The sequence below is a fragment of the Streptomyces sp. NPDC007808 genome (genome assembly GCF_042868655.1).
Classification (GTDB): domain Bacteria; phylum Actinomycetota; class Actinomycetes; order Streptomycetales; family Streptomycetaceae; genus Streptomyces.
The window spans coordinates 57443-82748 of the sequence record NZ_JBIAEQ010000009.1 but is presented as its reverse complement, the minus strand read 5'-3'; the positions used below and the strand labels follow the sequence as shown (position 1 = coordinate 82748).

Genomic DNA, 25306 nt, shown 5'->3' with positions numbered 1-25306 from the left:
GGAGGGGCCGAGCCGGTCCGGGATGGGCCAGGCAGGGCCGGGTCAGGCAAGGCCGGGCCGAGCACGTGCCGCCCGCCCACCGGCTCACACCCCGAGCACACCCCGCAACTGGGCGAGCCCCCAGTCCAGGTCCTCCTTCCCGATCACCAGGGGCGGCGCGATCCGGATCGTCGCCCCATGGGTGTCCTTCACCAGCACCCCCCGCTCCAGCAGCTTCTCGGAGACCTGCCGGCCCGTGCCGTACCGGGGGGCGATGTCGACACCTGCCCACAACCCACGCCCACGTACCGCCGTCACCCGCCCCGTCCCGGCCAACGCGCCCAGCTCCCGCAGCAGATGCTCACCGAGCTCCGCCGCCCGCTCCTGGAACTCACCCGTCCGCAAAATCGCGATCACCTCAAGCGCCACCGCACAGGCCAGCGGGTTCCCGCCGAACGTCGACCCGTGCTCCCCGGGCCGGAAAACCCCCAGCACATCCGCCGACGACACCACCGCCGACACCGGCACGACCCCGCCGCCGAGCGCCTTCCCGAGCACATACACATCAGGCACCACCCCTTCGTGCTCGCACGCGAAAGTACGCCCCGTGCGTCCGAGCCCCGACTGGATCTCGTCCGCAACGAACAGCACGTTCCGCTCCTGCGTCAGCTCCCGCACGCCCGGCAGATAACCGGCCGGCGGAACGAGCACCCCCGCCTCCCCCTGGATCGGCTCCAGCAGCACGGCGACCGTGTTCTCCGTCAACGCCTTGCGCATCGCCGTGAGATCCCCGTACGGCACGATCTCGAAGCCCGGCGTGTACGGGCCGAAGTCCGCCCGCGCCTCCGAGTCGGTGGAGAAACTGATGATCGTCGTCGTACGGCCGTGGAAGTTGTTGCCCGCGACCACGATCTTCGCCATCTCCGCCGGCACTCCCTTGACCCGGTACCCCCACTTCCGCGCGGTCTTCACGGCCGTCTCCACCGCCTCCGCGCCCGTGTTCATCGGGAGCACCATCTCCATGCCGCACAGCTCCGCGAGCTGCTCGCAGAACGCTGCGAACCGGTCGTGGTGAAACGCCCGCGACGTCAGCGTCACCCGCTCCAGCTGTGCCTTCGCCGCCGTCAGAATCCGCCGGTTGCCGTGCCCGAAGTTCAGCGCCGAATACCCGGCCAGCAGATCCAGATACCGCCGCCCCTCCACATCCGTCATCCATGCCCCGTCCGCCGTCGCCACCACGACCGGCAGCGGCTCATAGGTCCGCGCGGTGCGCGCCTCGGCGGTGGCGATCAGGGATTCGGTGGTGCTCGACGTACTCACGGGGCTCTCCGTTCCGCCACCACGAGGGCCCGCGCTGCGGCGGTCCCGGGGCTCGTGGCCACTGTCCATTTCCGACCCTTCGAGTGCTTTGCGGCCCCCTTCCTATCGTTGCTCGCATGGTGGACGCGGCACCATGCCGCGTCGGCGCGCCCGGTAGGCTGATCGACGGGCCGTGACTGGCGCGCTGGGATGGGACCGACCATCGGGGAGCGGCCCACTGGACCCTCTCGTCCAGCACCGAGTGCCGTGCGCCTGGGCCGTACCGTGATCGCTGTACACGACGTCCGGAGGTCCCCATGTCAGCCGAGCCCCTCTCCACCGAGTCCACCGCCTTCCGCTCCGCCCTGGACGTGATCCGCGCCGTCGAGCCGCGCGTGGCCGACGCCATCGGCCAGGAGGTCGCCGACCAGCGCGAGATGCTCAAGCTGATCGCCTCCGAGAACTACGCCTCCCCGGCCACCCTGCTGGCGATGGGCAACTGGTTCAGCGACAAGTACGCCGAGGGCACCGTCGGCCGCCGCTTCTACGCCGGCTGCCGCAACGTCGACACGGTCGAGTCCCTCGCCGCCGAGCACGCCCGCGAGCTCTTCGGCGCCCGCCACGCCTACGTCCAGCCCCACTCCGGCATCGACGCCAACCTCGTCGCCTTCTGGGCCGTCCTCGCCGCCCGCGTCGAGGCCCCCGCCCTGGAGAAAGCCGGTGTCCGCCAGGTCAACGACCTCTCCGAGGCCGACTGGGCCGAGCTGCGCCGGGCCTTCGGCAACCAGCGCATGCTCGGTATGTCCCTGGACGCCGGCGGTCACCTCACCCACGGCTTCCGCCCGAACATCTCCGGCAAGATGTTCGACCAGCGCTCCTACGGCACCGACCCTGCCACCGGGCTGATCGACTACGACGCCCTGCGCACCTCCGCCCGCGAGTTCAAGCCGCTCATCATCGTCGCCGGCTACTCCGCCTACCCCCGTCTCGTGAACTTCCGGATCATGCGCGAGATCGCCGACGAGGTCGGCGCCACGCTCATGGTCGACATGGCCCACTTCGCCGGTCTCGTCGCCGGCAAGGTGCTCACCGGCGACTTCGACCCGGTCCCGCACGCCCAGATCGTCACCACCACCACCCACAAGTCGCTGCGCGGCCCCCGTGGCGGCATGGTCCTGTGCGACGACTCGCTCAAGGACCAGGTCGACCGCGGCTGCCCGATGGTCCTCGGCGGCCCGCTCCCGCACGTCATGGCCGCCAAGGCCGTCGCGCTGGCCGAGGCCCGTCAGGAGTCCTTCCGTGACTACGCCCAGCGCATCGTCGACAACTCCCGGGCGCTGGCCGAGGGCCTCATGCGGCGCGGTGCCACCCTGGTGACCGGTGGCACGGACAACCACCTCAACCTGATCGACGTCGCCTCCTCCTACGGCCTCACCGGCCGCCAGGCCGAGGCCGCTCTTCTCGAGTCCGGCATCGTCACCAACCGCAACGCCATCCCCGCGGACCCCAACGGCGCCTGGTACACCTCCGGCATCCGCGTCGGCACCCCGGCTCTGACCACCCGTGGCCTGGGCACCGCCGAGATGGACGAGGTCGCCGCCCTCATGGACCGCGTCCTCACCACCACGGAGCCCGGCACCACCAGCAAGGGTGCTCCCTCCAAGGCGCAGCACGTGCTCGACCCGAAGATCGCCGACGAGATCTCGCGCCGCGCCACCGACCTCGTGGCCGGCTTCCCGCTGTACCCGGAGATCGACCTGGGCTGACGGCCCACGGGCCGACCTGCAGGCCCACGGCGGTCCGGGCCCTCTCGCCGGTCACGGATCCGTCAGCCGGGGCGTTGTTCCTGCCGCGGGGGGCCCGCCCCCCGCCCCCCCCCCCCCCCCCCCACCCCCCCCCCCCCCCCCCCCCCCCCCCCCCCCCCCCCCCCCCCCCCCCCCCCCCCCCCCCCCCCCCCCCCCCCCCCCCCGGGGGCCCCGCCCCCCCCCCCCGGCCCGGGGGGGGCGCGGGGGGGGGGGGGCCGGGGGGGGGCCCCCCGCCCGCGCCCCCCCCCCGCCGCTCCGCATACCCGCGTCGCCCGCGGATCCGCGTCACGCGTCCAGCAGTTCCTGCCGCGGTCCCGTTTCACGACGGCGCAGCTTCGCCGGTATCCGTGACACGAACGGCCGCAGGACCAGGGCCAGCACCGCCCCTGCCGCAGCGCCGGGAAGCGCCCACCATGCGTCGGTCCCCTCGTCCGCGCGGGTCACCGGGGGGCCGGCAGCCGGGGCCACCGGGGCCGTCGTGTCGGCCGGGCCGCCGCCGGTCCGGGCCGGAGCCGGGGCCACCCCTGAGGGGCGTTCACCTGAGGCTCCCATGACCCCCAGCTCCTTCAGCAGCTGCCGGAGCTGGGCGGGCTTGAGGGCGCGATGCCAGAGACCGTCGAAGGAGCCGGTCGGCTTTGTCGTGGTGTGCACCCATATGTTCTGGCTGTCGGTCGCCAGGTACACGTAGTCGACCCGCCAGGGATCCACATCGTGGATCAACCAGGTGACATTGATCTGGCGGGACGACTCCAGAACGGCCTCCGGGGGCTTCGTGCGCGTCCCCTCGCCCCCGCCGATGCCGCCCAGCAGCCGCTGCAGCTCTTCGTACTCCTTGTCGTTGTAGTGCAGCGACGCCGTTTCCCCACTCCCCGGCGACACCACGAGCGCGCTCGTCGGCCCTCCCGCAGGGGCGGGTGAGGCCGCCACCACGACCAGAGCCAGACTTGCCGCCAACGTCCCCGTCCACGCGGTCAGTCCCCGCACCAAGTCTTTCCACCGGTGCATCCGAACCCCCGAAGCAACTGATCCCTGCGACCCGTCCCCGGGCCGCCTGTCACTTCTGGTACACCGCCCGGCCCCTCGGGGTTCCCACTTCGCCCGCCTCAATCGGGCGAGGCCGTCGCAGACCCGGCAGTCCCGCCAGCGACCGACTCCGCGATCTCCACCGCGCGCTCCCTGGCCTCCACGCCCTCCAGCCGGAGCGTGACCACACCTCCACCGTCCGAGGAGGTCCACAGCAGGGTCGGCCCGGCTGTGCGCTTCTGCCATGTGTAGTGGCCGCCGTCCGGATCCACCAGCGGAAAGCTCAGCAGGTGCGGCCGGGGGAACCACAGCACCGGGTCCGGCACCCCCTCGGCCTGAGCGCCACCGACCGGGGGCAGCACCACCGGTTGCTCGCGGACCCCCTTGATGAAGCTCGGGTCCAGCCGCGCCCGGAACTCGTCCAGCCGGATCGTGCCCCCGCGCTCGCGCCAGCACAGGCTCACCAGGGACCGGCCCTGCGGCAGCCTGCTCACCGTCGCCGTGTCCGGCGTCCCCAGCGCCCTGGGCACCACGGGCCGGAAACCGGCCCGCCGCTCGATCTCCGCCGGTGACACCGAGCGGCCGCAGCCGGGGGTCCCGGCGCCGGGCGACGGCACCGCCGACGGGTCGTACCGCACCTCGACCCCGGCGACGCCGAACCAGTCGAGGACCGCCGCCCGCACCGGGGGAGTGAGCGCGAGCACGGTCAGCAGGCCGCACAGGGCCGCGGTCAGCGACCGCCACCGCGCCCGCGTCCAGCGCCGCACCGCCCGCAGCCGCTCTCCGGAGCCCGGCCGCTCGGCCACCGGAACCGGCACCTGCTCGGCGAGCAGCTGTCCCAGCACCCGCTCGACCATCGTCTCGGCGCTGTCGGCCGCACCCGGCGGATCCAGCGAGCGCCCGAGGGCCCGCAGCTCCTGGGGAAGCCGCGCCGCCGCCGAACGCCCCTCGTGATCGCCGGGGCTCTCGCCGCCGAGGTGTCCGCCCTGCCCGCTCGGAACGCCGCCGCTGCCGGCGCCGTCGCGCTCGTACGCGCGCCGCCCGTCACCGCCGTGCCTGCCGCGCCCCTCACCGTGGGACGGCTCTTGTCCGTCACTCACGCTCATCACCCCCTTCCCGAGGCTGAAAGCCCGGCAGCAGACGCTCCAGCTTGCGCAGGGCGCGGTTCAACCGGGACTTCACCGTGCCCCGTGGCCAGCCGAGGGCCTGGGCCGTCTCGGACTCGTCCATCTCCAGGAGATAGCGGTAGGTGACGACCAGGCGGTGCTCCTCGCTGAGCCTGCCCAGGGCGGCTCGCAGCGCGGCGCGGCGCTCTATCTCCAGCGCGGCCACCGCCGGGTCCGCCGACTCCGGTATCAGCGGTTCCGCCTCCACGAACGCGGCCTCGCGACCGGCGAGCGTGCGCTGTCGTGCCGCCGTGCGCACTGTGTTCCTCGTCTCATTGGCGACGATCGCCAGCAGCCAGGGCTTGAACGCCGAGCCGTCCTTGAACCGGCCCAGCGAGCAGTACGCCTTGACGAAGGCCTGCTGCACCACGTCCTCCGCGTCCGCACCCGCCCCGAGCGCCGCGGCCGCCCTGAGCGCGATGCCCGTGTGGGCCCGCACCAGCTGCGCGTACGCCTCCGGCTCCCCGGCGCGTACACGTGCGATCACCGCAGCCTCATCGACGATGCGGCCCCCCTCCCGCGTCCTCACACCTTTGTTACACCGCCGGGGACGGATCGGTTCCCATCTGTTTCCGACCAGTTCCGGCCCGCCCCCCGGGACCTGAGAGAATGGTGGACATGGCCTCTGATCGACCCCGCGTGCTCTCCGGAATCCAGCCCACCGCAGGCTCGTTCCACCTCGGCAACTACCTCGGTGCCGTCCGCCAGTGGGTGGCTCTCCAGGAGACCCACGACGCGTTCTACATGGTCGTGGACCTGCATGCGATCACGATTCCGCAGGACCCGAAGGAGCTGCGCGCCAACACCCGCCTGGCAGCCGCCCAGCTCCTCGCGGCCGGACTCGACCCCGAGCGCTGCACGCTCTTCGTCCAGAGCCACGTTCCCGAGCACGCCCAGCTCGCCTGGATCATGAACTGCCTCACCGGCTTCGGCGAGGCGTCCCGCATGACGCAGTTCAAGGACAAGTCCGCCAAGCAGGGCGCGGACCGGGCCTCGGTGGGCCTGTTCACGTACCCGATCCTTCAGGTCGCGGACATCCTGCTGTACCAGGCCAACGAGGTCCCGGTCGGTGAGGACCAGCGCCAGCACATCGAGCTCACCCGCGACCTCGCCGAGCGCTTCAACGGCCGTTTCGGGCAGACCTTCACCGTCCCGAAGCCGTACATCCTCAAGGAGACGGCGAAGATCTACGACCTTCAGGACCCGGCGATCAAGATGAGCAAGTCGGCGTCCACGCCGAAGGGCCTGATCAACCTGCTCGACGAGCCCAAGGCCACCGCGAAGAAGGTCAAGAGCGCGGTCACCGACACCGAGACGGTCATCCGCTACGACCTCGTGAACAAGCCGGGCGTCAGCAACCTGCTCACCATCTACTCGACCCTCACGGGCACGGGAATCGCGGAACTTGAGCAGAAGTACGAGGGCAAGGGCTACGGTGCGCTCAAGACGGACCTCGCCGAGGTCATGGTCGAGTTCGTGACGCCCTTCCGGGAGCGCACCCAGCAGTACCTGGACGACCCGGAGACGCTGGACTCGATCCTGGCCAAGGGCGCGGAGAAGGCGCGGCCCGTCGCCGCGGAGACGCTGTCCCAGGCGTACGACAAGGTGGGCTTCCTGCCCGCCAAGCACTGACGCCCACGGCGGCCCACGGCGGCCGGAACGCCGCTGTACCACCGCACAGCGCTGCACATCACTACGGTTGCGCCTGCCCGCAGCACAGCCGTGGCCGTACAGTCGATAGCCGGGTGGCCGTTTCGGCGGCCGCTCGCGGGACCGACGCACGAGCTCACACCAGGACGGGCTCACAACAGGACGGGCTCTCGACGGACGAGCTCACCGACAGACGACAGGAGACGACGTGGGGACCGTAACGATCGGCGTGTCGATCGCGGTCCCGGAGCCTCACGGCAGCCTGCTCCAGGAGCGGCGCGCGGGCTTCGGCGACGCCGCGGCTCACGGCATCCCCACGCATGTCACGCTGCTGCCGCCGACCGAGGTCGACGCCTCGCTGCTGCCCGCCATCGAGGCGCACCTCGTCGACGTCGCGGCCGCGGGGCGCCCCTTCACGATGCGGCTGTCCGGCACCGGAACCTTCCGGCCTCTGTCGCCGGTCGTCTTCGTCCAGGTCGTCGAGGGCGCCGAGGCCTGCACCTGGCTGCAGAAGCAGGTCCGCGACGCCTCCGGGCCCGTGGCGCGCGACCTGCAGTTCCCTTACCACCCGCATGTCACGGTCGCGCACGGCATCGACGAGGCGTCGATGGACCGCGCCTTCGAGGAACTCGCCGACTACGAGGCGCACTGGGCCTGCACCGGCTTCGCCCTCTACGAGCAGGGCGCCGACGGTGTGTGGCGCAGGCTGAGGGACTTCGCGTTCGGCGGTGCGGTGGTGCCGCCGCAGGCGGGTCATGTGGAGCGCGGGTCGATCCCCGCGAACTGAAGGGCTGATCGCGGGGCGATGCCCCGGGCGGCCGTGGATCGTCGGCGGGTGCCGTGCGGCCGGTCGCGCAGTTCCCCGCGCCCCCCGGGGCGTCGCTGACCCGTGGCCTCGACACGAGGCCGGGCCGTCGCGGCTCAGATCGGCAGCCGTCGGAACAGCCCCCGCGGTACATGCCGAAGCGCCGCCATCACCATCCTGAGCGACCCGGGCACCCACACCGTCTCCGAGCGGCGGCGCAATCCGACCTCGATCGCCGTGGCCACCGCTTCCGGGGTGGTCGACAGCGGGGCTTCCGGCAGGTCCGCCGTCATCTTCGAGCGCACGAAGCCGGGACGTACGACCATGACGTGGACGCCCGTGCCGTGCAGGGCGTCGCCCAGACCCTGGGCGAAGGTGTCGAGGCCGGCCTTGCTGGAGCCGTAGATGAAGTTGGCGCGGCGGGCCCGTTCGCCGGCGACCGAGGAGAGGACGACGAGTGAGCCGTGGCCCTGGGCCTGCAGGGCGCCCGCGCTGACCAGGCCGGCCGACACGGCGCCGGTGTAGTTGGTCTGGGCGACGCGCACCGCGTTGAGCGGCTCGCGTTCGTCGCGCGCCTGGTCGCCGAGGACCCCGAAGGCGAGCAGCACCATGTCGACGTCGCCCTCGGCGAAGACCTTGCCGAGCACCGCCTCGTGGGACTCGGGGTCGAGCGCGTCGAAGGGCACGGTGTGCACGTCGGCTCCCAGGGCGCGCAGTTGTGCCGCGGACCGCTCCAGGGCGGGCGACGGGCGGCCCGCCAGGTGGACCGTACGGGTACGGCGGGCGATCAGACGGCGTGCGGTGGCCAGTGCGATCTCGGACGTACCGCCGAGGACGAGCAGGGATTGCGGGAGGCCGAAGGCGTCCTTCACGACAGCTCCTTGATGATCCGGGTGTCAAAAGCCGAGGCGGCGGGCGAGGTCGGACACGAACACCCCGCGCGGGTCGAGTTCCGCGCGCAGTGCGCGGAAGGCGTCCAGGCGGGGGTACATCGCGGCCAGCAGCTCGGGGCGCAGCCGGGAGTCCTTGGCCAGGTAGACGCGCCCGCCGGCCGCGGCCACCTGTTCGTCCAGCTCGTCCAGGAGGACGGCGAGGCCGGGTAGTCCGGCCGGGATGTCGAGGGCCAGCGTCCAGCCGGGCACGGGGAAGGAGAGCCAGCCGGGGTCGGCGTCCCCGAAGCGCTTGAGGACGGCCAGGAACGAGGGGCAGCGGTGCTCGCAGATGCGCCGCACGATCCGGCGCAGGGTGTCCTCATGGCCGTGTCCGACGACGAACTGGTACTGCACGAAACCGTCCGGGCCGTAGATCCGGTTCCAGTGGGGCACGCCGTCCAGGGGGTGGAAGAAGGCGGAGAGGGTCTGCAGTTCACCGGTACGCGCGCGGGGCGCTCTGCGGTACCAGAGCTCGTTGAACCAGCCCACGGTACGGCGGCTGAGCAGTCCTGCCGGGAGGAAGGCGGGCGCGGCGGGCAGCCGGGCGGGACGGAAGGCGAGAGGGTCCCTACGCGCGCGCGTGCCCTCGCGCAGTGCCTCCAGGGGTGCGTGGTCGCCGCGCGTGAGTACCGCGCGCCCCGTGGCCGCGCCCCGCGCCAGCAGGTCGATCCACGCGACCGAGTAGCGGTAGTGGTCGTCGCCGGCGACCAGGCGTGCCATCAGGTCGTCGAGGTCCCGCGCGCGCTCGGTGTCGACCGACATCAGCGACGTCTCGACCGGCTGGAGCCGGACCGTCGCCGTCAGGATCAGGCCGGTCAGGCCCATGCCGCCGGCGGTCGCGTCGAACAGGGGGGCGCCGCGGCGGACCATGCGGACCTCGCCGTCGGCGGTGAGGAGCTCCAGCGACAGCACGTGCCGGGAGAAGGAGCCCGTGACGTGGTGGTTCTTGCCGTGGATGTCGGCCCCGATCGCGCCGCCGACGGTGACATGGCGGGTGCCGGGCGTCACCGGCAAGAACCAGCCGAGCGGCAGCAGCACCTCCATCAGCCGGTGCAGGGAGACACCCGCGTCGCACAGCACGGTGCCGCCGGCGACGTCGATGGCGTGGATACGGTCCAGTCCCGTCATGTCGAGCACGGTGCCGCCCGCGTTCTGCGCCGCGTCCCCGTACGCCCGTCCCAGGCCCCGCGCGATGCCCCCGCGGGCCCCGCAGTCCCGGACGGCGGCCGCGGCCTCCTCGTACGTCCGTGGACGGATCAGACGGGCGGTGGTCGGGGCGGTGCGGCCCCATCCCGTGACGGAGGCGGTCTCGGCAGGCATGTCGGCGACCGTAGTGCCGATGGATGAGCGACTACTTCTGAAACATACCTACTCTCCCCGAAATGGGTGATTAATGGGATGTCGCTCAATATTGCCGTAATTCTGGCGTTGTCGGAGTGAACAGTGAGTCCACATGGATCACCTCGACGACATGGACCACCGAAGCCTTCGGGGCGCGGACCGGCGAATCCTTTCGGCGCTCCATGCCCACGGCAGTGACGCACGCGTCGCGACCGCCGCGCGGGCCCTGTCGTGGGCGGGTGAGCACGGAGCGCTCTGGCTCGCATCGGGCCTCGTGGGAGCGGCCGTGGACAGGGGAAGACGCGGCGCCTGGCTGCGTGGCGCGGCGCTCACCGTGGGAGCCCACGTCGTCAGCATGGGGGTGAAGCGGGTGGTGCGGCGCCCCCGCCCGACGCATGTCCAGCCCCTCGTGCGCACCGCCGGCCGACACTCCTTCCCCAGCTCCCACGCGACCTCCGCGGCGGCTGCCGCCGTCGCCTACGGCACGCTCGGCGCGTACGCGATCCCGCCGCTCGCGGCCGCGGTGTGCCTGTCACGCCTGGTCGTCGGCGTGCACTACCCCTCCGACGTGGCGGCGGGCGCGGCCCTCGGGGCACTCACGGCGTCCGTCGCGACGGGCTGGATGAGGCGGGGGAGCGCCCATGACTGAGACGGCGCCCTTCGCCGGCGCGGCGCGCATCAGGGAAGCGGCGCTCCACGGGCAGCGCACACCCTCCCGAGGGGCTCCGCCACCGCCCCGCAGAGGCGGCCTTCGCGCGCTCCTCGCCGGCCTGCTCAGAACCGCTCGTCCCAAGCAGTGGGTCAAGAACACGCTGGTCGCCGCGGCCCCGGCCGCCGCCGGCCGGCTCTTCTCGATCCACGCTCTGACCCAACTCGCGCTCGTCTTCGTCCTGTTCACCGCCTGCGCCGCCGCCGTCTACCTGATCAACGACGCACGCGACGCCGAGGCGGACCGCGCGCATCCCACCAAGCGTCACCGCCCGGTCGCCGCCGGCCTGGTGCCCGTGCCCGTCGCGTACGCGGTCGGAGGCGCCCTCGCCGTCCTCGCGCCCGTCGCCGCGGCCTGGTCGACCTCGCCCGCCGTGGCGGCGCTGCTGACGGCGTACATCGGCATGCAACTGGCCTACTGCGTCAGCCTCAAGCACGTCCTGGTCGTCGATCTCACCGTCGTCACCACCGGGTTCCTGATGCGGGCGATGGCCGGCGGGCTCGCGCTCGCCATCCCGCTGTCGCGCTGGTTCCTGATCACGACCGGGTTCGGCGCGCTGTTCATGGTGGCGGCCAAGCGCTACTCCGAAGCCGTGCAGATGGCCGGGAAAGCGGGCGCCACGCGCGCGTTGCTGACCGAGTACACGACCGGATACCTGCGCTTCGTCTGGCAGTTGGCGGCCGGGGTCGCCGTCCTCGGGTACTGCCTGTGGGCGCTGGAGGAGGGCGGCGTCCCGCACACGGGCGTACTGCCCTGGCGCCAGCTGTCCGTGGTCGCCTTCATCCTCGCGATCCTGCGCTACGCCGTCTTCGCCGACCGCGGCACGGCGGGCGAACCGGAGGACGTCGTCCTGCGCGACCGCGCCCTCACCGTCATCGGGGTGGTGTGGCTGGTGATGTACGGGCTGGCGGTGGCCGATTGGTAGGCACGCGCGCGTGGGGCGACCGACACGGGGCCCCTCCCCGGCGACGGTTCACCGGCCCGAGGACCACCCGCCGTGAACTCCTCGGCTTCGCCGCCGTCGGCCTCCTCGCCTACGGCGTCGACCTCGCCCTCTTCACCGGCCTGCGCGGCCCGGCCGCCCTCGACCCCCTCACCGCCAAAGCCCTCTCCTTCACGGCCGGCTGCGCCGTCGCCTACGGCGGCAACGCCCTCGGCACCTACCGGCACACCCGGCCGCGGGGCCTGCGGCCCTGCGCCCTCTTCCTCGCGGTGAACGCCGCCGGGGCGGCCGTACAGCTGCTGTGCCTCACCATCAGCCACTACGGCCTCGGTCTCACCTCCCAGCGCGCGGACATCGTCTCCGGCGCGGGAATCGGCATGGCACTGGCTACGGTGCTGCGGTTTTGGGGCATACGGACATTGGTCTTCCGGACGGAGGGCAGAGTCGGATCATGGACTGGCTGAAGAGACTTCCCGGTGTGGGGCCGTTGTTCGCGCGGCTGATGACCACGCACGCGTGGCGCTCGTTCGAGCGCATGGAACGTGTGAAGTGGACGCAGCTGGCCGCTGCGATGACGTTCACCAGCTTCGTCGCGCTCTTCCCGCTGCTGACCGTGTCCGCCGCGGTGACAGCCGCGACGCTCAGCCAGGAGCAGCAGGACAGGCTGGAGGACAAGCTCGCCGACCAGGTGCCCGGCATCTCCGACCAGCTGGACATCGACGGCCTGGTCCAGAACGCCGGCACCATCGGCCTCATCGCCGGGGCCGTGCTGCTGTTCACCGGCATCAGCTGGGTCGGCTCCATGCGCGAGTGCCTGCGCGCGGTGTGGGAGCTGCCCGACGAGGAGGAGAACCCCCTGCTGCGGTACGCCAAGGACGCGCGGGTCCTCGTCGGCCTCGGCGGAGCCGTGCTCGTGACGATCCTGGCCTCCACGGTCGCCTCCGCGACGGTCGGCTGGACCACCCGGCAGCTCGGCGTCGACGAGGGCGGCTGGGGCGGGGTCCTGCTGCGCGTGGCGGCGTTCCTCGTCGCCGTGCTCGCCGGCTTCCTGGTCCTGCTGTACGTGCTGACCCTGCTGCCCGGCGTGGAACCGCCGCGCCGCCGGCTGATCGTGGCCGCACTGACCGGCGCGATCGGGTTCGAGCTGCTGAAGCTGCTGCTGAGCGGCTACATGCAGGGCGTGGCGACGAAGAGCATGTACGGCGCCTTCGGAGTGCCGGTCGCCCTGCTGCTGTGGATCAACTTCACGTCGAAGCTGATCGTGTTCTGCGCCGCCTGGACGGCGACGCAGAGCAAGGAGGTCGAACTGGCGAAGGCCCCCGAGAACGAGAACCCCGAGAACCCCGGGATCCCCGGAATCCCCGCGAGCCCCGGCGTCAGGAGCGGTTCCGACGGCGCACCAGGTCCGGCAGCGGCCACCGGCGGTTGATCAGGAACGCGCCCGCCGCGAGCAGCACCAGCAGCCCGCCGGTGATCCCGAGTGCGACCCCGATGCCGCTCGAACCGCCCGCCGCCGAGGCTCCCACGGCGGACTCGGCGGATCCGGCGGCCCCGTCGGAGTCCCCGGCGCCACCCGCCTCCCCGGCGTCGTTCGCCCCCGGCTGCGCGCTGGCCTGCGCCGCGCTCCGCGGCGGCACCAGTTCACCGACCGGCTGCACCTTGCCGGCCGCCTTGAAGCCCCAGTCGAACAGCCTTGCGGTCTCCTTGTAGACCTCGTTGTGCTCGCTCTTCTCCGGGTTCATGACCGTGACGAGCAGCACCTTTCCGTCTCGCTCGGCCACGCCCGTGAACGTGGCGCCGGCGTTCGTGGTGTTGCCGTTCTTGACGCCCGCGATGCCCTGGTAGACGGGGACGTCGCTGTCTCCGGCCAGCAGCCGGTTGGTGTTCTGGATCTCGAAGGACTCGCGGACCGACTTGCCCTTCTTCTTCTTGGTCTCGCCCGGGAACTTCGCGGTGACGGTCGAGCAGTACTCGCGGAAGTCCTTCTTCTGCAGCCCGGAGCGGGCGATCAGGGTGAGGTCGTACGCCGAGGAGACCTGCCCGGGGGCGTCGTAGCCGTCCGGGGACACCGCGTGCGTGTCGAGGGCCTGGAGTTCCTCGGCGTGCTCGTTCATCTCCTCGACGGTGGTCTCGATGCCGCCGTTCATCTTGGACAGCACGTGCACGGCGTCGTTGCCGGAGCGCAGGAAGACCCCGAGCCACAGGTCGTGGACGGAGTACGTCTCGCCCTCCTTCATCCCGACCATGCTGGACCCGGCCCCGACGTCCGCCAGGTCGGACGGGACGACCTTGTGCGTCATGGTCTTCGGGAACTTCGGCAGGACCGTGTCGGCGAACAGCATCTTCATGGTGCTCGCGGGTGCCAGCCGCCAGTGCGCGTTGTGCGCGGCGAGCACGTCCCCCGTCTCGGCGTCGGCGACCACCCAGGAGCGGGCGCTCACGTCCTTGGGCAGGACGGGGACACCGCTCGCGAGGTTCACCTGGGTGCCGGGCCTGCCCAGCCGCTCACCGCCCACCGTCGACATGTTCGCCGGAGGAGTGGCCGACGGGCTCGTGCTCGGTGAGGGCTTGGGAGCCGCGTGGGAGAGGGGCGCGGTCAGTGCGAGGGAGGACAGGACGGCGGAAGCGACCAGCAGGGATCGCCTGGCGGTCTTCTTGGGTGCGGGCACGAGCGAGAACGTACCTGCCGTTTGCACGGAAGTCCCGCTTCCGCCCCCACCCCGGACGGGGAACCGAACACGCGACGGTGATACTGAACGTATGAAGCTCAGCCGCCCCGTCTCCTGGTTCCTGCTCGCCTTCGGGGTGTGGAGCTGGGTCATCTGGGTCACTTTCGTCAAAAACCTGATCAAGGACAGCAGCGGGCTCGCGTTCGAGGACGGTCACCCGACGGCGTACTTCTGGGTGCACCTGCTGCTCGCCGTCGTCTCCTTCGTATTGGGGACGGTCATCGGGGTCATCGGGTTGCGTGGACTGCGCGCACTGCGCCGCACGTCATAGGAACTCGGCCGCGGACCGGGACGTTCACTCAGCACGCAAAGGAAAGGGAACGTCGGCGTGGTCATCGTCTTCGCGCTCGTCGCACTGCTCGTGTTGTCCGTCGTCGTGGCGGGCAACTGGCTGATGTGGCGTCGGCTGTTCCGCGACACGACCCGCGGCCCCGGGTTCGTACGCCGCGCGGGCGTGGTGGTGATCGCCGGCGGATGGGCCCTGACGATCGGGGCCCTGGTCGCCGAGCGCTCGGGCGCGCCCTTCTGGCTCCAGCAGGTCCTGGCCTGGCCGGGCTTCCTGTGGCTGGCCCTGTCGATGTACCTGCTGCTGGGGGTGGTGGCGGGTGAGGTCGTACGCCCGCTGCTGCGCCGGTGGGTCGAGCGACGGGCGCGCGCCGGGGCGGGCGGGCAGGAGGGTGCCGTACCGCAGCCCGTGCCCGCGGGAGCCGTGGCGGCCACGCCACCCGCCGCCGCACCGGCCGGCCCCCAGCCGCTTGCGGCGCTCACGCCGGACACCTCCGCCACGCTCACGACCGCCCCGCCCCCAGCCGGGCAGCCCCCGGCACCCAGCACCGAGCGACCCGCGGCGACCGACGCCGACCCGGACCCGGCGCCCGCCCCCGAGACCACCGACCCGTCCCGCCCCCTGGCCGCCCCCACCCGACGCCTCTTCGTCTCCCGGGTGGTCGCCGGTGCCGCCGCCGCGGCCGCCGTGGGCACCGTCGGATATGGCACCTACGGCGTGCTGCGCGGACCGAAGGTGAAGCGGGTCACCGTCCCGCTGGCCAAGCTCCCGCGCGCGGCGCACGGTTACCGGATCGCGGTCGTCAGCGACGTCCACCTGGGCCCGGTCCTGGGCCGCGGGTTCGCCCAGAAGGTCGTCGACACGATCAACGGCACCCAGCCCGACCTGATCGCGGTCGTCGGCGACCTCGTGGACGGCAGCGTGAAGGACCTCGGCCCGGCCGCGGCACCGCTCGCCGGCCTCCGGGCGCGGCACGGGGCGTTCTTCGTCACCGGCAACCACGAGTACTTCTCGGGCGCCGGGCAGTGGATCGACGAGGTACGCCGCCTGGGTCTGAGACCCCTGGAGAACGCCCGCACGGAACTGCCCCACTTCGACCTGGCCGGCGTCAACGACGTGGCGGGCGAGAGCGAGGGCCAGGGCCCCGACTTCGCCAGAGCGCTCGGCGACCGGGACACCGCACGCGCGTGCGTGCTCCTCGCCCACCAGCCGGTGCAGATCCACGACGCCGTCGAGCACGGCGTCGACCTCCAGCTCTCCGGGCACACCCACGGTGGCCAGCTCTGGCCCGGCAACCTCGTCGCGGAGCTGGCGAACCCGACACTGGCCGGTCTGGAACGCTACGGCGACACCCAGCTGTACGTCAGCCGGGGCGCGGGCGCCTGGGGCCCGCCCACGCGCGTGGGAGCGCCGTCGGACATCACGGTGATCGAGCTGGCGTCCCGTCAGGCCTGAGTGCGCCGGTGACCGTTGCGGGCCGTCCGCCGGCGGCCCCGCCCAGCCCCGCCGTACCTGTGAGCAGTCTGTGAAACTCGCCGGAAACACCCGTAGGTAAGTTCTTGTCCATGTCCCCCAAATCCCCTTCCCCCCGGTGAAAAACGTGTGATTAGGTGTGCGCGCCGCTTAGGGGAGTGGCTCGAATTCACAGTTCATGCGGGGGCCCGTCAAGGGCCGGGGAGAGGGCACACCCATGCGTACGGTTCGCATGCGGATTCTCGCGTCGCTGCTCGTACTGGCGGCCGTGGGAGTGGGCGGCTGGCAACTGTGGTCGTCACAGCAGGGCGAGGACAGAACCATCACGGTCGGTACGACGGACGCGGTCACGTCGCTCGACCCGGCCGGCGCCTATGACGCCGGCTCCTGGGCGCTGTTCAGCAACGTCTTCCAGTCGTTGCTGACCTTCGAGCCGGGCGGCGTCACGCCCGTGCCCGACGCGGCCCGCAGCTGCGGCTTCGTCGGCAGCCAACTGCGCACCTACCGCTGCGAGCTGCGCGAGGGGGTCACCTTCCCGAGCGGGCGCGCCATGACCGCCGAGGACGTGAAGTACTCCTTCGACCGCGTCAAGCGGATCAAGTCGGACGTCGGCCCGTCCTCCCTGCTGGACACCCTCGGCTCGGTGAACGCGAGCGGCCGTACGGTCACCTTCCGTCTGTCGTCGCCGGACGCCACGTTCCCGCTCAAGGTGGCGACCGGAGCCGGCGCCATCGTCGACCGCGAGAAGTACCCGGCGGACGCGCTGCGCAAGGGTGACTCCGTGGACGGAACCGGCCCGTACACCCTGACCGCGTTCTCGAAGAACGCCAGGGCGGAACTGGCCCCCAACGCGCACTACAAGGGCGCTCTCAAGGACAGCGGCCGCCCCGTCGAGCTGCGCTACTACGCGGACGCGGACGCCCTCGACACCGCCTGGAAGGCGAAGCGGATCGACGTGGCCACGCGGACGCTGCCCCCCGAGGTCCTCGCCGGACTGAACACCGCCGACCCCGGCCAGCGCGTGTCGGAGGCCGACAGCTCCGAGACCCGCAACCTGTACTTCAACACCCGCGCGTCGTCGCCGCTGCACGACGTCCGGGTGCGGCAGGCCATGGCCTGGCTGATCGACCGGGACCGGCTGGCGGCCACCGTGTACAAGGGGACCGTCGACCCGCTGTTCTCGCTGATCCCCACCGGCATCACCGGCCACACCACGTCGTTCTTCGACACCTACCCCGAGCTCGACCCCGCCAAGGCGCGCGCCCTGCTCACCGAGGCGGGCGTGAGCCTGCCCGTCCGCTTCACCTACGGCTACGCCACCGGCCGGGGCGCCGGAGCCGCGGAGGCCGCCGAGATCAAGCGGCAGCTGGAGTCGAGCGGCCTGTTCAAGGTGACGGTCAAGGGCTACGAGTGGTCCGACTTCCAAAAGCGCTGGGCGAGCGGCAAGCTCGACGCGTACGCCGTCGGCTGGGTCGCCGACTTCCCCGACCCGGACACCTACGGCGGCCCGCTCGTCGGCACCGACGGCACCATGAACACCGGCTACAGCGACAAGGCCGTCGACCGGCTGATCACGGCCAGTCAGCGGTTCGCCGACCGCAGCCAGGCCACGCGGGACTTCCGCTCGCTGCAGGAGACCGTCGCCCGCGACGTCCCGGTCATCCCGCTGTGGCAGGCCAAGGAGTACGTGGTGACCAGCGAGGACGTCGGCGGCGGCCAGTACCTGTCCGACGGCACCGGAGTGTTCCGGCTCTGGCGTCTCACCTGGATCTGACGCCCCGGCGGGTCACGGCCGCACCGCCGTGCCCGCCGGCAGCGTCACCGTCACCGCCAGTCCCTCGCCCGGCGCCGTGCGCACCGCGACCTCGCCGTCGTGGGCCTCCACCACGCCCTGCACGATCGCCATTCCCAGACCGCTGCCCGCGCCCCCGCCGGCCCGGAAGAACCGGTCGAAGACGCGTGCGGCGTCCTCCTCGCACAGCCCCGGCCCCTCGTCCTGCACGCACAGCCGTACGACCCCGTCCGCCCGCTCGACCCCCAGCCGCACCGGCACCTCGGCGGGCGTGTGGGTGCGGACGTTGCTCAGCAGGTTGCCCAGCACCTGGCGCAGCCCCGCCTCGTCGGCGTGCACGAGCAGGGTGCCCTCGGCGGCGACGGCGATCGGCCGCTCGGGCTGCTGAACCCGCAGGTCCTCGGCGGCCTCCCGCACCAGGCGGTTGAGGTCGACGTTGCGGAACCGCAGTTCGGGCCGCTGGTCGAGACGAGCGAGCGTGAGCAGCTCCTCGACGAGGCGTCCCATACGGTCGACCTCGCCGTTCATCCGGTCCCAGACGCGCTTGCGCTCGGCCGGTTCCCGGAGCATCCCCCTGTCGTACAGCTGGAGGTAACCGCGGATCGCGGACAGCGGGGTGCGCAGCTCGTGCGAGGCGTCACCGACGAAGCGGCGCAGCTGGGCCGCGCTGCGCTCGCGCGTGCGGTACGCCGACTCCACCTGGTGCAGCATGGAGTTGAGGGCGACCCGCAGCTGCTCGACCTCCAGGGTGGGCTCGCGGCTGGAGGGGATGCGCCGGGTCAGATCGCCCTCGGCGATCGCCGACGACGTCTCCACCATGTCCTCCAGCGGTCGCAGCCGGCGGCGCACGCCGAACATGGTCAGGCAGGCGAGCAGCGCCAGCAGCACGGTGCCGACGGCGAGGTCCATCCGCAGCGCCTTGCCCATGCCCTCGTGCAGGCCCTCGGTCGGTACGGCGATCAGCACGACGGTGCCGTCGGACAAGCGTGCGCCGACCATCCGGTGGCGGTCGCCCTCGACCCGTACGTTCCGCGGCTCCTCGTCGGCGGCCAGCGCGACCGGATCCTCGGCGGCCGCCGCCAGCGCGTGCTGGCGGGGCGTCGGTTCGAGCGGGCCCAGGGCCACCGGCTGCCCGGCCAAGTCGACGGCGACGTACACCATCGTCGGGTTCGGCAGCGGATCGGTGTCCTTGGCGCCGCCGTCGGTGAACTTGTCCAGGGCGATGCCGAGTTCGCTGAGCGACTCGATCTGCCGCAGGGTGAAGTCGGCGCTGTGCAGCGTGCTGCGGGCCCCCTTCAGCTCGCTGTCGACCTTGTCGAGCAGGTAGAAACGGGCGGTCATCAGGCTGATCGCGGTCGCCGCGGCGATGCCCACCGCCAGCAGCGCCACGTTCGCCAGGGTCAGCTTGCCGCGCAGCGAGTGGACACCGCGTCTGCCCCGCACTCCCCGCAGCCTCATGTCAGCCCGTATCCGACGCCCCGCCGGGTGGTGATGACCGGCGGTCCCAGGGCGTCCAGTTTGCGCCGCAGGTAGCTGATGTAGGTCTCCACGACGGTCGACTCGGGTGGGGCGTGCTCGTACTGCCACACGTGGCGCAGCAGTTGGTCCTTGGGTACGATCCGGCCGCCGTTGCGCACGAGGAAGCGAAGCAACGCGTACTCGGTGGGGGTGAGTTCGACGGTGTGGCCCGCGCGGCGCACCGAGTACGTCGTCTCGTCGAGTTCCAGGTCGCCGTAGCGAAGCGGTGGGCGCTGCGGCAGGACGTCGGCGGCGGGGGTGGCCCCGGGCGAGCCGGTGCGAGCGTGGGGGAGGGTGCGGCGCAGCACCGCCGTGACGCGGGCGATCACCTCGTCGATGTTGAACGGCTTGGTGATGTAGTCGTCGCCGAAGCCGAGGGCGCCGACGACCTCGGCGGGCGAGTCGCGCGCGGTGAGGAAGACGAGCGCCAGGTCGGGCCGCCGCTTGCGCAGTTCGCGCCCGAGGGTGCGGCCGTCGCCGTCCGGGAGCATGACGTCGAGCAGCGCCGCGTCCGGTCGGATGCGCTCGGTCAGGGTGAGCGCCTCGCGGACCGTGCCCGCGATCACGACCTCGAAGCGGTGGTAGCGCAGGGCGATGGCGAGGACGTCCGCGATGCTCTCCTCGTCCTCCACCACCAGCACGGTGCCGGGAGCCGTCGTCATGGCCCCAGTATCGACGCGGCCACCGACAACCGGGCGGGTTCGCTCTTTGGAGTTCCTTGAGAGTCATGGCCATCGCCTGCCACACGCGCGTGCCGCCACCGATCCTGTTGCCCAGGACCTGGGGGACCGACCGAAACCGATTAAGGAGCGTTGAGCGTGGCGGCATTGGCACGGTGGTGCTATCGGCACCGGCTGGTGGTCCTGTTGCTGTGGGTGGGGGCACTGTTCGGCCTGGGCGCGGCGAGTTCGGCCGCGGGCACGAACTACGCGAACGTCTTCTCCCTCCCGGACACGGACTCCGCGACCGCGTACGACCTGATGGAGAAGGCCTTCCCGCAGCGCGCGGGCGACACCGACACGGTGGTGTGGAAGGTGGACGACGGATCGGTGCGGGACGAGGCCGTACGGTCCCGGATCCGGCCCGCCCTCGAAGAGATCGGGCGGATGGAGGGGGTCGGCGAGGTCACCGACCCGTACGCGGCGCGGACAGCCGCGCAGATCAGCCGGGACGGGCGCATCGCGTACGCGCAGATCACCTTCACCGAGCAGGCGAACGCCATCCCCAAGGAGCTGATCGAGGACGTCGTCGAGACCGCGCAGGCCGCCGAACGGGACGGACTCCAGGTCGAGCTGGGCGGTCAGGCCATCGCCCGCACACAGGAGCCGCCGCAGGGCACGGCGGAGGCGGTCGGCATCCTCGCCGCGGCGGTCGTGCTCTTCCTCGCCTTCGGCTCGCTCTTCTCGATGCTGCTGCCCATCGTCGTGGCGATCGCGGGCGTCGGCACCGGCCTGATCGGGACGATGCTGCTCAGCCATGTCGCGGATGTGCCCGAAGTGGCCCCGCTGCTCGGCTCGTTGATCGGTCTCGGCGTCGGCATCGACTACGCCCTGTTCATCGTCACCCGGCACCGGCGCGGCATCCTGCGCGGCATGAAGCCGCAGGAGTCGGCGGTCACGGCCCTGAACACCTCTGGCCGCGCGGTGCTGTTCGCGGGCGGCACGGTCTGTATCGCGCTCGCCGGCATGCTCGTGATGAACATGCGGTTCCTGGACGGCGTGGTCATCGCGACCTCGCTCACCGTCGTCCTGAGCGTGCTCGCCGCCATCACCCTGCTGCCCGCCCTGCTCGGCCTGCTCGGCATGCGGGTGCTCAGCAGGCGGCAGCGGCGCCGGCTCGCGGCGGCGGGGCCGGAGCCGGCGGAGACGAGCGGGCTCGCGGCGCGCTGGTCGTCGTACGTCCAAAGGCACCCGCGGCCGATCGCGGCGATGGCCGTCGTCGTCATGGCGGCCCTCGCGATACCCGTGCTGTCCCTGCGTCTGGGCGCCACCGACCAGGGCAACCACCAGGAGTCGACCACGACGCGCGAGGCGTACGACCTGCTCGCCGAGGGCTTCGGACCCGGCGTCAACGGCCCCCTGCAGGTCGTCGTCGAAGGCGACGCCCCCGCCGGCCTGGTGGACGGCATCCGGTCGGCCGAGGGAGTCGCCCACGTGGCCGCCGTCCCGCCCGCGAACGGCGTGACGGTGATCCAGGTCGTCCCGACCACCTCACCCCAGTCCGAGCAGACGGACCGGCTCATCGACCGCCTGCGCGAGGACGTCATCCCGGACTCCGGCGCCGAGGCCCATGTCGGTGGCGTGACCGCGGTCTTCAAGGACTTCGCGGCGGTGACCGGCGAGCGCCTGCCGTACTTCGTCGCGACGATCATCGCCCTGGGCTTCCTGCTCCTGCTGGTGGCCTTCCGGTCGCTGGTGGTGCCGCTGACGGCCGCCTTGATGAACCTCATCGCGGCGGCCGCGTCCTTCGGCGTCCTGGTGGCGATCTTCCAGTGGGGCTGGGGCACCGAGCTGATCGGTGTCGGCAAGGAGGGACCGATCACCTCGTTCCTGCCGGTCATCATGCTCTCCCTGCTCTTCGGTCTCTCCATGGACTACCAGGTGTTCCTGGTCTCCCGGATGCACGAGGAGTGGGTGCACACCAAGGACAACGCCCGTGCCGTCCGCGTCGGCCTCGCGGAGACCAGCCGGGTCATCAACTCGGCCGCCCTGATCATGATCTGTGTGTTCAGCGCGTTCGTGCTGAGCGGTGACATGGAGGGCGCGATGGCGGGCGTCGGTCTCGCGGCCGCCGTCGCCCTGGACGCCTTCGTCCTGCGGACGGCCCTGGTGCCGGCCGCGATGCACATGCTCGGCAGGGCGAACTGGTGGCTGCCGGACTGGCTGGAGAAGCGGTTGCCGCACCTGGCCGTCGAGCCGAAGGAGGAGGCGCCGCCGGTGGCCGAGGCGGAGCCGGACGCCGCGCACAGGTCCTCGGTCGTCCACGGGTTCGTCCGCACGGCGGACGGTGAGCCGGTCGACGGCGCGGCGGTGACACTGCTGACCGTGGGCGGCCGTCAGCTGGACGGGGTGACCTCGCTCGCCGACGGCTCGTACATCGTCTCGGTGCCGGGTCCGGGGACGTATCTGCTGGCGACGACCGCCGAGCCCTACGGCTCCCGGGCGGGGCAGGTGGTCGTGGCGGACGGCCCGCTGGTGTACGACGTGGAGTTGGCGGAAGGGGAACTGGACGCGGTCAGGCGGCCCTGACGAAGGCGCTTCGGGGGCGCTCGTCCTCGGCGGGCGCCCCCTGCCGGTGGCCTATGTGCCGGCCTTCCCGCCGGTCTTCTTCGCCGGATCCGGGAGCGCGTTCGTCATCCCGGGCAGGAAGTCGGTGAACAGCTCGTGCACCTCGCGCACCAGCGGCCGCAGCACCCGGAACCGGGCCAGCGAGACGCCCCGCGCGGTCAGGCGGGCCCCTCGCTCGGCCAGCCGGTAGCTGCGCTCGCGCCCCTCGGTGCGGTCGAACACCCAGTACAGGACGAGCCCCATCTGGGAGAGCCACATCAGCTCGGGCAGCACGTCCCGCAGTTCCTCGGGCACCTTGGTCTTCGCGCCCGCCAGGACCTGGCGGTGGATGCTGATGGCCTCCACGCGCGCGTGCTCCGACTCGGCGGAGAAGGGGCTGAGCGGGCTGTCGGGATCGGCGGCGTTCTTGAAGAACTGCACGGCGAACTCGTGGTACGGCGTGGCGATGTCCAGCCACACCTTCAGCACGCCCGCGAGCCGTGCCTCCAGGTCGGTCTCCCGGGCCAGGATCGGCCGGACCGCCGCCTGGTGCTCGGCGGCGATCCGGTCGTAGAACCCCTGGATCAGGTGTTCCTTGCCCTCGAAGTAGTAGTACGCGTTTCCGACGGAGACCCCGGCCTCCTGGGCGATCGCCCGCATCGTCGTCTTGTCGTAGCCCCGCTCCTGGAACAGCCGCATGGCGGTCTCCAGGATGAGCGCACGGGTCTGCTCGGACTTGCTGGGCGTGTCGCCCTGTTCAGGGCTGTCGTTCTTCTCGGGCACGGAAAGAGAGCCTAACGAGTGGCGTTTCGGCCGACCGTCAGGAGGCCTGCGCCGTCTGGTACAGGTTCTGGGCGTCGGCTCCGAAGTACGGGCCGTACATCCGGTTCGGCAGGAAGTTGTACTTGAAGCTGTTCACCGAGGACAGCAGGCCGGTTCCCGTGGCCTCGTCGAACCGCGTGAACCAGGGGCCGCCGCTGGCACCGCCGGTCATGTTGCAGGTCATGCCGTGGTCGTTGGAGAGCAGGAAGTCCCGGTTGGTGGTGCCGCTGCAGTAGATGAACTTCTCGCCGTCGTACGGGGCGGCGGCCGGGAAGCCGAACGAGTACATGCGCAGGTTGTAGCCGGTGTTGAACGCAAGCCCCTGTCCGCCGACGACGTCCGTCAGCTTCTTGCCGTCCAGCGGGGCCACGACCGCGGCGCCGATGTCGTAGTTGATGTCCTCGCTCGCCGTCCACTGGGGCGTGGACAGGGTCTTCGTCGCGCTCCAGCGGCCGTACGGGGCCTGCCCGTCGTGGTAGCCGGGCACGAAGACCCAGTTGGTGTGCCAGGCGCCCTGCAGCTTCACGCAGTGGCCCGCCGTGATCACGGTGCTCTTGTTGGCGCTGGTGACGGCGTTGCCGGAACAGGACGCCGTACGTCCCTGGTGGGTGAAGAACACCCGGCCCGCGGTGGACACGACCGCACCGCCGCCGGTCCACTGGCCGCCGCTGTTGGGGAAGGCCATCAGCCCGATGCCGCCGGCGGCCTTGCCGAGCGCCTTGGCCGGGGCGCTGGGCGAGACGGTGGACGGCGTGCCCTTGCGCAGGGCCTTGCCGCCGTCTGCCCGGCCGTCGACGGTGACCAGGTCGAGCGGGGTCGCCGTCCGCATCCGTTCCGCGGTCCAGAAGTCACGGGCCTGCTGCTGCGCGCCGGCCGGGACGGAGCTGACGTTGTTCGAGGTGTCGGGCCTCGGCGCGGCGCTCGCGGGGACGGCGAGGGCGCCCGCGGTGACCAGCGCGGTGACGCCGATCAGGGTGCCGAGGAGGGGGCGGGGTATGCGGGTGACGCCGGGTGTGCCTCTCACGCGTACTCCTTCTGCGATGGGGGCCCGGGCGGCCGGGGTGAGCCGCCCGGCTGACAGACAGTCGGTGCGAGTGCGGAGTGGAGAACCGGGGGCAGAGTGCCAACTCCCGCCCTGTTTTGGAAGGGTGCATGCCAAATCAGGGAGCGAAAAGCCGACCCAGTCGGACGCGTCGGGGCCCTGGCCCGGGTGTCAACGGGTGGTGCAGGTACCGCTGTCGCATCCCGGCGGGTTGTACGTCCAGCCCGCGCTGGGGTCGTACGACCACCCGTCCTCCGCCTGGTAGACGCGCCCGCCCCACTGCGGCTGACGCCACCGGCCCTCGTGCTGTGCCGCCGTGCCCCACGGGCCCTCGCGCCACTTCGCGGCGGCGAGCACGGCGCCCCTGGCGAGCCGGGCCCCTGACGGAGTGCTGAGGCGATGGGCGAGCGGCCGGTGCTCGCGCAGCGCCCACAGGGTGACGATCCATGCGGCGGGCCCCCGGTAGACCTGGCCGGCGTCACCGACGACGGTGATCTCGTCGAGCGTGGCGCCGTGGTCGAGGTCGGGGTGGCGCCGCCGCGCCTCGTCGGACCCGGCGGGCACCAGGTCCAGCGGCACCAACTGCGGCTGCCGCATCAGCCAGTCGCGCAGGAAGGCGCACAGGGAGCACCGGGCGTCGTAGAGCACGGTCAGCCGTCGGACCGGGGCGGCGGGCCCGGGGCGCGGAGCGCCGGGTCCGCCGCCCGCGACGGCGTCGTCCGTCAC

General features: G+C 72.0%; 23 protein-coding genes and 1 riboswitch. Of the genes, 11 read left to right on the top strand and 12 right to left on the bottom strand.

The features are described 5' to 3' along the window. Positions 1 to 84: 84 nt before the first annotated feature. Positions 85 to 1299, bottom strand: coding sequence for an ornithine--oxo-acid transaminase (rocD, locus tag ACFYNL_RS31400; protein WP_388809296.1), 1215 nt, complete (start codon positions 1297 to 1299; stop codon positions 85 to 87). A gap of 162 nt (positions 1300 to 1461) precedes the next feature. Next, a riboswitch (ZMP/ZTP riboswitch) is annotated at positions 1462 to 1564 on the top strand. 31 nt (positions 1565 to 1595) lie between these two features. On the opposite strand from rocD, the gene ACFYNL_RS31395 reads away from it, so the two are divergent. Next, a complete protein-coding gene (locus ACFYNL_RS31395) occupies positions 1596 to 3044 on the top strand; it encodes a glycine hydroxymethyltransferase (protein WP_388809293.1) in 1449 nt (482 codons plus the stop codon). A 324-nt stretch (positions 3045 to 3368) separates the two neighbouring features. On the opposite strand, the gene ACFYNL_RS31390 is transcribed toward ACFYNL_RS31395, so the two are convergent. From ACFYNL_RS31390 to ACFYNL_RS31380, 3 genes are all read right to left on the bottom strand, one after another. After that, on the bottom strand, positions 3369 to 4067 hold the full coding sequence (locus tag ACFYNL_RS31390) for a hypothetical protein (protein ID WP_388809290.1): 699 nt from the start codon (positions 4065 to 4067) through the stop codon (positions 3369 to 3371). A gap of 119 nt (positions 4068 to 4186) precedes the next feature. Then, complete coding sequence (locus ACFYNL_RS31385; RefSeq protein WP_388809287.1) at positions 4187 to 5212, bottom strand: hypothetical protein; 1026 nt, start codon at positions 5210 to 5212, stop codon at positions 4187 to 4189. Continuing rightward, the gene (locus ACFYNL_RS31380) at positions 5199 to 5801 is read right to left on the bottom strand and encodes an RNA polymerase sigma factor (RefSeq protein ID WP_388809284.1); all 603 of its coding nucleotides are present in this window, start codon (positions 5799 to 5801) and stop codon (positions 5199 to 5201) included. Before ACFYNL_RS31380 ends, ACFYNL_RS31385 begins: the two co-directional genes overlap by 14 nt. A gap of 89 nt (positions 5802 to 5890) precedes the next feature. Between ACFYNL_RS31380 and trpS the strand changes: the two genes are divergently transcribed. After that, a complete protein-coding gene (trpS, locus tag ACFYNL_RS31375) occupies positions 5891 to 6904 on the top strand; it encodes a tryptophan--tRNA ligase (protein ID WP_388809282.1) in 1014 nt (337 codons plus the stop codon). A gap of 226 nt (positions 6905 to 7130) precedes the next feature. Then, positions 7131 to 7709, top strand: a complete 579-nt coding sequence (locus ACFYNL_RS31370) for a 2'-5' RNA ligase family protein (RefSeq protein ID WP_388809279.1) — start codon at positions 7131 to 7133, stop codon at positions 7707 to 7709. Positions 7710 to 7843: 134 nt separating this feature from the next. Here ACFYNL_RS31370 and ACFYNL_RS31365 read toward each other — a convergent pair whose 3' ends face one another. Both ACFYNL_RS31365 and ACFYNL_RS31360 read right to left on the bottom strand, forming a co-directional pair. Further along, positions 7844 to 8599 (bottom strand): decaprenylphospho-beta-D-erythro-pentofuranosid-2-ulose 2-reductase, encoded by a 756-nt coding sequence (locus tag ACFYNL_RS31365; protein WP_388809276.1) that lies wholly within the window; start codon positions 8597 to 8599, stop codon positions 7844 to 7846. A 24-nt stretch (positions 8600 to 8623) separates the two neighbouring features. Then, on the bottom strand, positions 8624 to 9979 hold the full coding sequence (locus ACFYNL_RS31360; protein ID WP_388809272.1) for an FAD-binding protein: 1356 nt from the start codon (positions 9977 to 9979) through the stop codon (positions 8624 to 8626). A gap of 133 nt (positions 9980 to 10112) precedes the next feature. Here ACFYNL_RS31360 and ACFYNL_RS31355 point away from each other — a divergent pair, with 133 nt between their 5' ends. From ACFYNL_RS31355 to ACFYNL_RS31340, 4 genes are read left to right on the top strand one after another with little or no spacing between them, the layout of a single operon-like run. Next, positions 10113 to 10649 carry a phosphatase PAP2 family protein gene (locus tag ACFYNL_RS31355; protein WP_388809270.1) on the top strand — a complete coding sequence of 179 codons (537 nt, stop codon included), beginning with the start codon at positions 10113 to 10115 and terminating at the stop codon, positions 10647 to 10649. Beyond that, positions 10642 to 11634: a decaprenyl-phosphate phosphoribosyltransferase gene (locus tag ACFYNL_RS31350; RefSeq protein ID WP_388809268.1), complete on the top strand. Its 993-nt coding sequence runs from the start codon at positions 10642 to 10644 to the stop codon at positions 11632 to 11634. The genes ACFYNL_RS31355 and ACFYNL_RS31350 overlap by 8 nt, the downstream gene beginning before the upstream one ends. After that, positions 11628 to 12116: a GtrA family protein gene (locus ACFYNL_RS31345; RefSeq protein ID WP_388809266.1), complete on the top strand. Its 489-nt coding sequence runs from the start codon at positions 11628 to 11630 to the stop codon at positions 12114 to 12116. Before ACFYNL_RS31350 ends, ACFYNL_RS31345 begins: the two co-directional genes overlap by 7 nt. Further along, entirely contained in the window at positions 12104 to 13081 is a 978-nt protein-coding gene (locus ACFYNL_RS31340) for a YihY/virulence factor BrkB family protein (protein ID WP_388809263.1), read from the top strand. The genes ACFYNL_RS31345 and ACFYNL_RS31340 overlap by 13 nt, the downstream gene beginning before the upstream one ends. On the opposite strand, the gene ACFYNL_RS31335 is transcribed toward ACFYNL_RS31340, so the two are convergent. Further along, a complete protein-coding gene (locus tag ACFYNL_RS31335) occupies positions 13029 to 14321 on the bottom strand; it encodes a D-alanyl-D-alanine carboxypeptidase family protein (RefSeq protein ID WP_388809260.1) in 1293 nt (430 codons plus the stop codon). The genes ACFYNL_RS31340 and ACFYNL_RS31335 overlap by 53 nt on opposite strands. Positions 14322 to 14412: 91 nt before the next feature. Here ACFYNL_RS31335 and ACFYNL_RS31330 point away from each other — a divergent pair, with 91 nt between their 5' ends. The 3 genes from ACFYNL_RS31330 (at position 14413) to ACFYNL_RS31320 (ending at position 17914) form a co-directional block, all read left to right on the top strand. Further along, entirely contained in the window at positions 14413 to 14652 is a 240-nt protein-coding gene (locus ACFYNL_RS31330) for an SCO4848 family membrane protein (RefSeq protein WP_356579840.1), read from the top strand. A gap of 57 nt (positions 14653 to 14709) precedes the next feature. Continuing rightward, positions 14710 to 16122, top strand: coding sequence for a metallophosphoesterase (locus ACFYNL_RS31325; RefSeq protein ID WP_388809257.1), 1413 nt, complete (start codon positions 14710 to 14712; stop codon positions 16120 to 16122). 250 nt (positions 16123 to 16372) lie between these two features. Beyond that, positions 16373 to 17914, top strand: coding sequence for an ABC transporter substrate-binding protein (locus ACFYNL_RS31320; protein WP_388809254.1), 1542 nt, complete (start codon positions 16373 to 16375; stop codon positions 17912 to 17914). A 12-nt stretch (positions 17915 to 17926) separates the two neighbouring features. Here the strand turns inward: ACFYNL_RS31320 and ACFYNL_RS31315 are convergent, their stop codons facing one another. Continuing rightward, positions 17927 to 19390: an ATP-binding protein gene (locus ACFYNL_RS31315; RefSeq protein WP_388809251.1), complete on the bottom strand. Its 1464-nt coding sequence runs from the start codon at positions 19388 to 19390 to the stop codon at positions 17927 to 17929. Beyond that, positions 19387 to 20112 carry a response regulator transcription factor gene (locus tag ACFYNL_RS31310; protein ID WP_388809249.1) on the bottom strand — a complete coding sequence of 242 codons (726 nt, stop codon included), beginning with the start codon at positions 20110 to 20112 and terminating at the stop codon, positions 19387 to 19389. Before ACFYNL_RS31310 ends, ACFYNL_RS31315 begins: the two co-directional genes overlap by 4 nt. Positions 20113 to 20277: 165 nt before the next feature. On the opposite strand from ACFYNL_RS31310, the gene ACFYNL_RS31305 reads away from it, so the two are divergent. Next, a complete protein-coding gene (locus ACFYNL_RS31305; RefSeq protein ID WP_388810091.1) occupies positions 20278 to 22698 on the top strand; it encodes an MMPL family transporter in 2421 nt (806 codons plus the stop codon). Positions 22699 to 22749: 51 nt separating this feature from the next. On the opposite strand, the gene ACFYNL_RS31300 is transcribed toward ACFYNL_RS31305, so the two are convergent. The 3 genes from ACFYNL_RS31300 to ACFYNL_RS31290 all read right to left on the bottom strand — a co-directional run bounded on the left by ACFYNL_RS31300 (position 22750) and on the right by ACFYNL_RS31290 (position 25306). After that, positions 22750 to 23499 carry a TetR family transcriptional regulator gene (locus ACFYNL_RS31300; protein WP_388809246.1) on the bottom strand — a complete coding sequence of 250 codons (750 nt, stop codon included), beginning with the start codon at positions 23497 to 23499 and terminating at the stop codon, positions 22750 to 22752. A 37-nt stretch (positions 23500 to 23536) separates the two neighbouring features. Then, entirely contained in the window at positions 23537 to 24562 is a 1026-nt protein-coding gene (locus ACFYNL_RS31295; RefSeq protein ID WP_388809243.1) for a trypsin-like serine peptidase, read from the bottom strand. 189 nt (positions 24563 to 24751) lie between these two features. Next, on the bottom strand, positions 24752 to 25306 hold the full coding sequence (locus tag ACFYNL_RS31290; protein WP_388810088.1) for a thiol-disulfide oxidoreductase DCC family protein: 555 nt from the start codon (positions 25304 to 25306) through the stop codon (positions 24752 to 24754).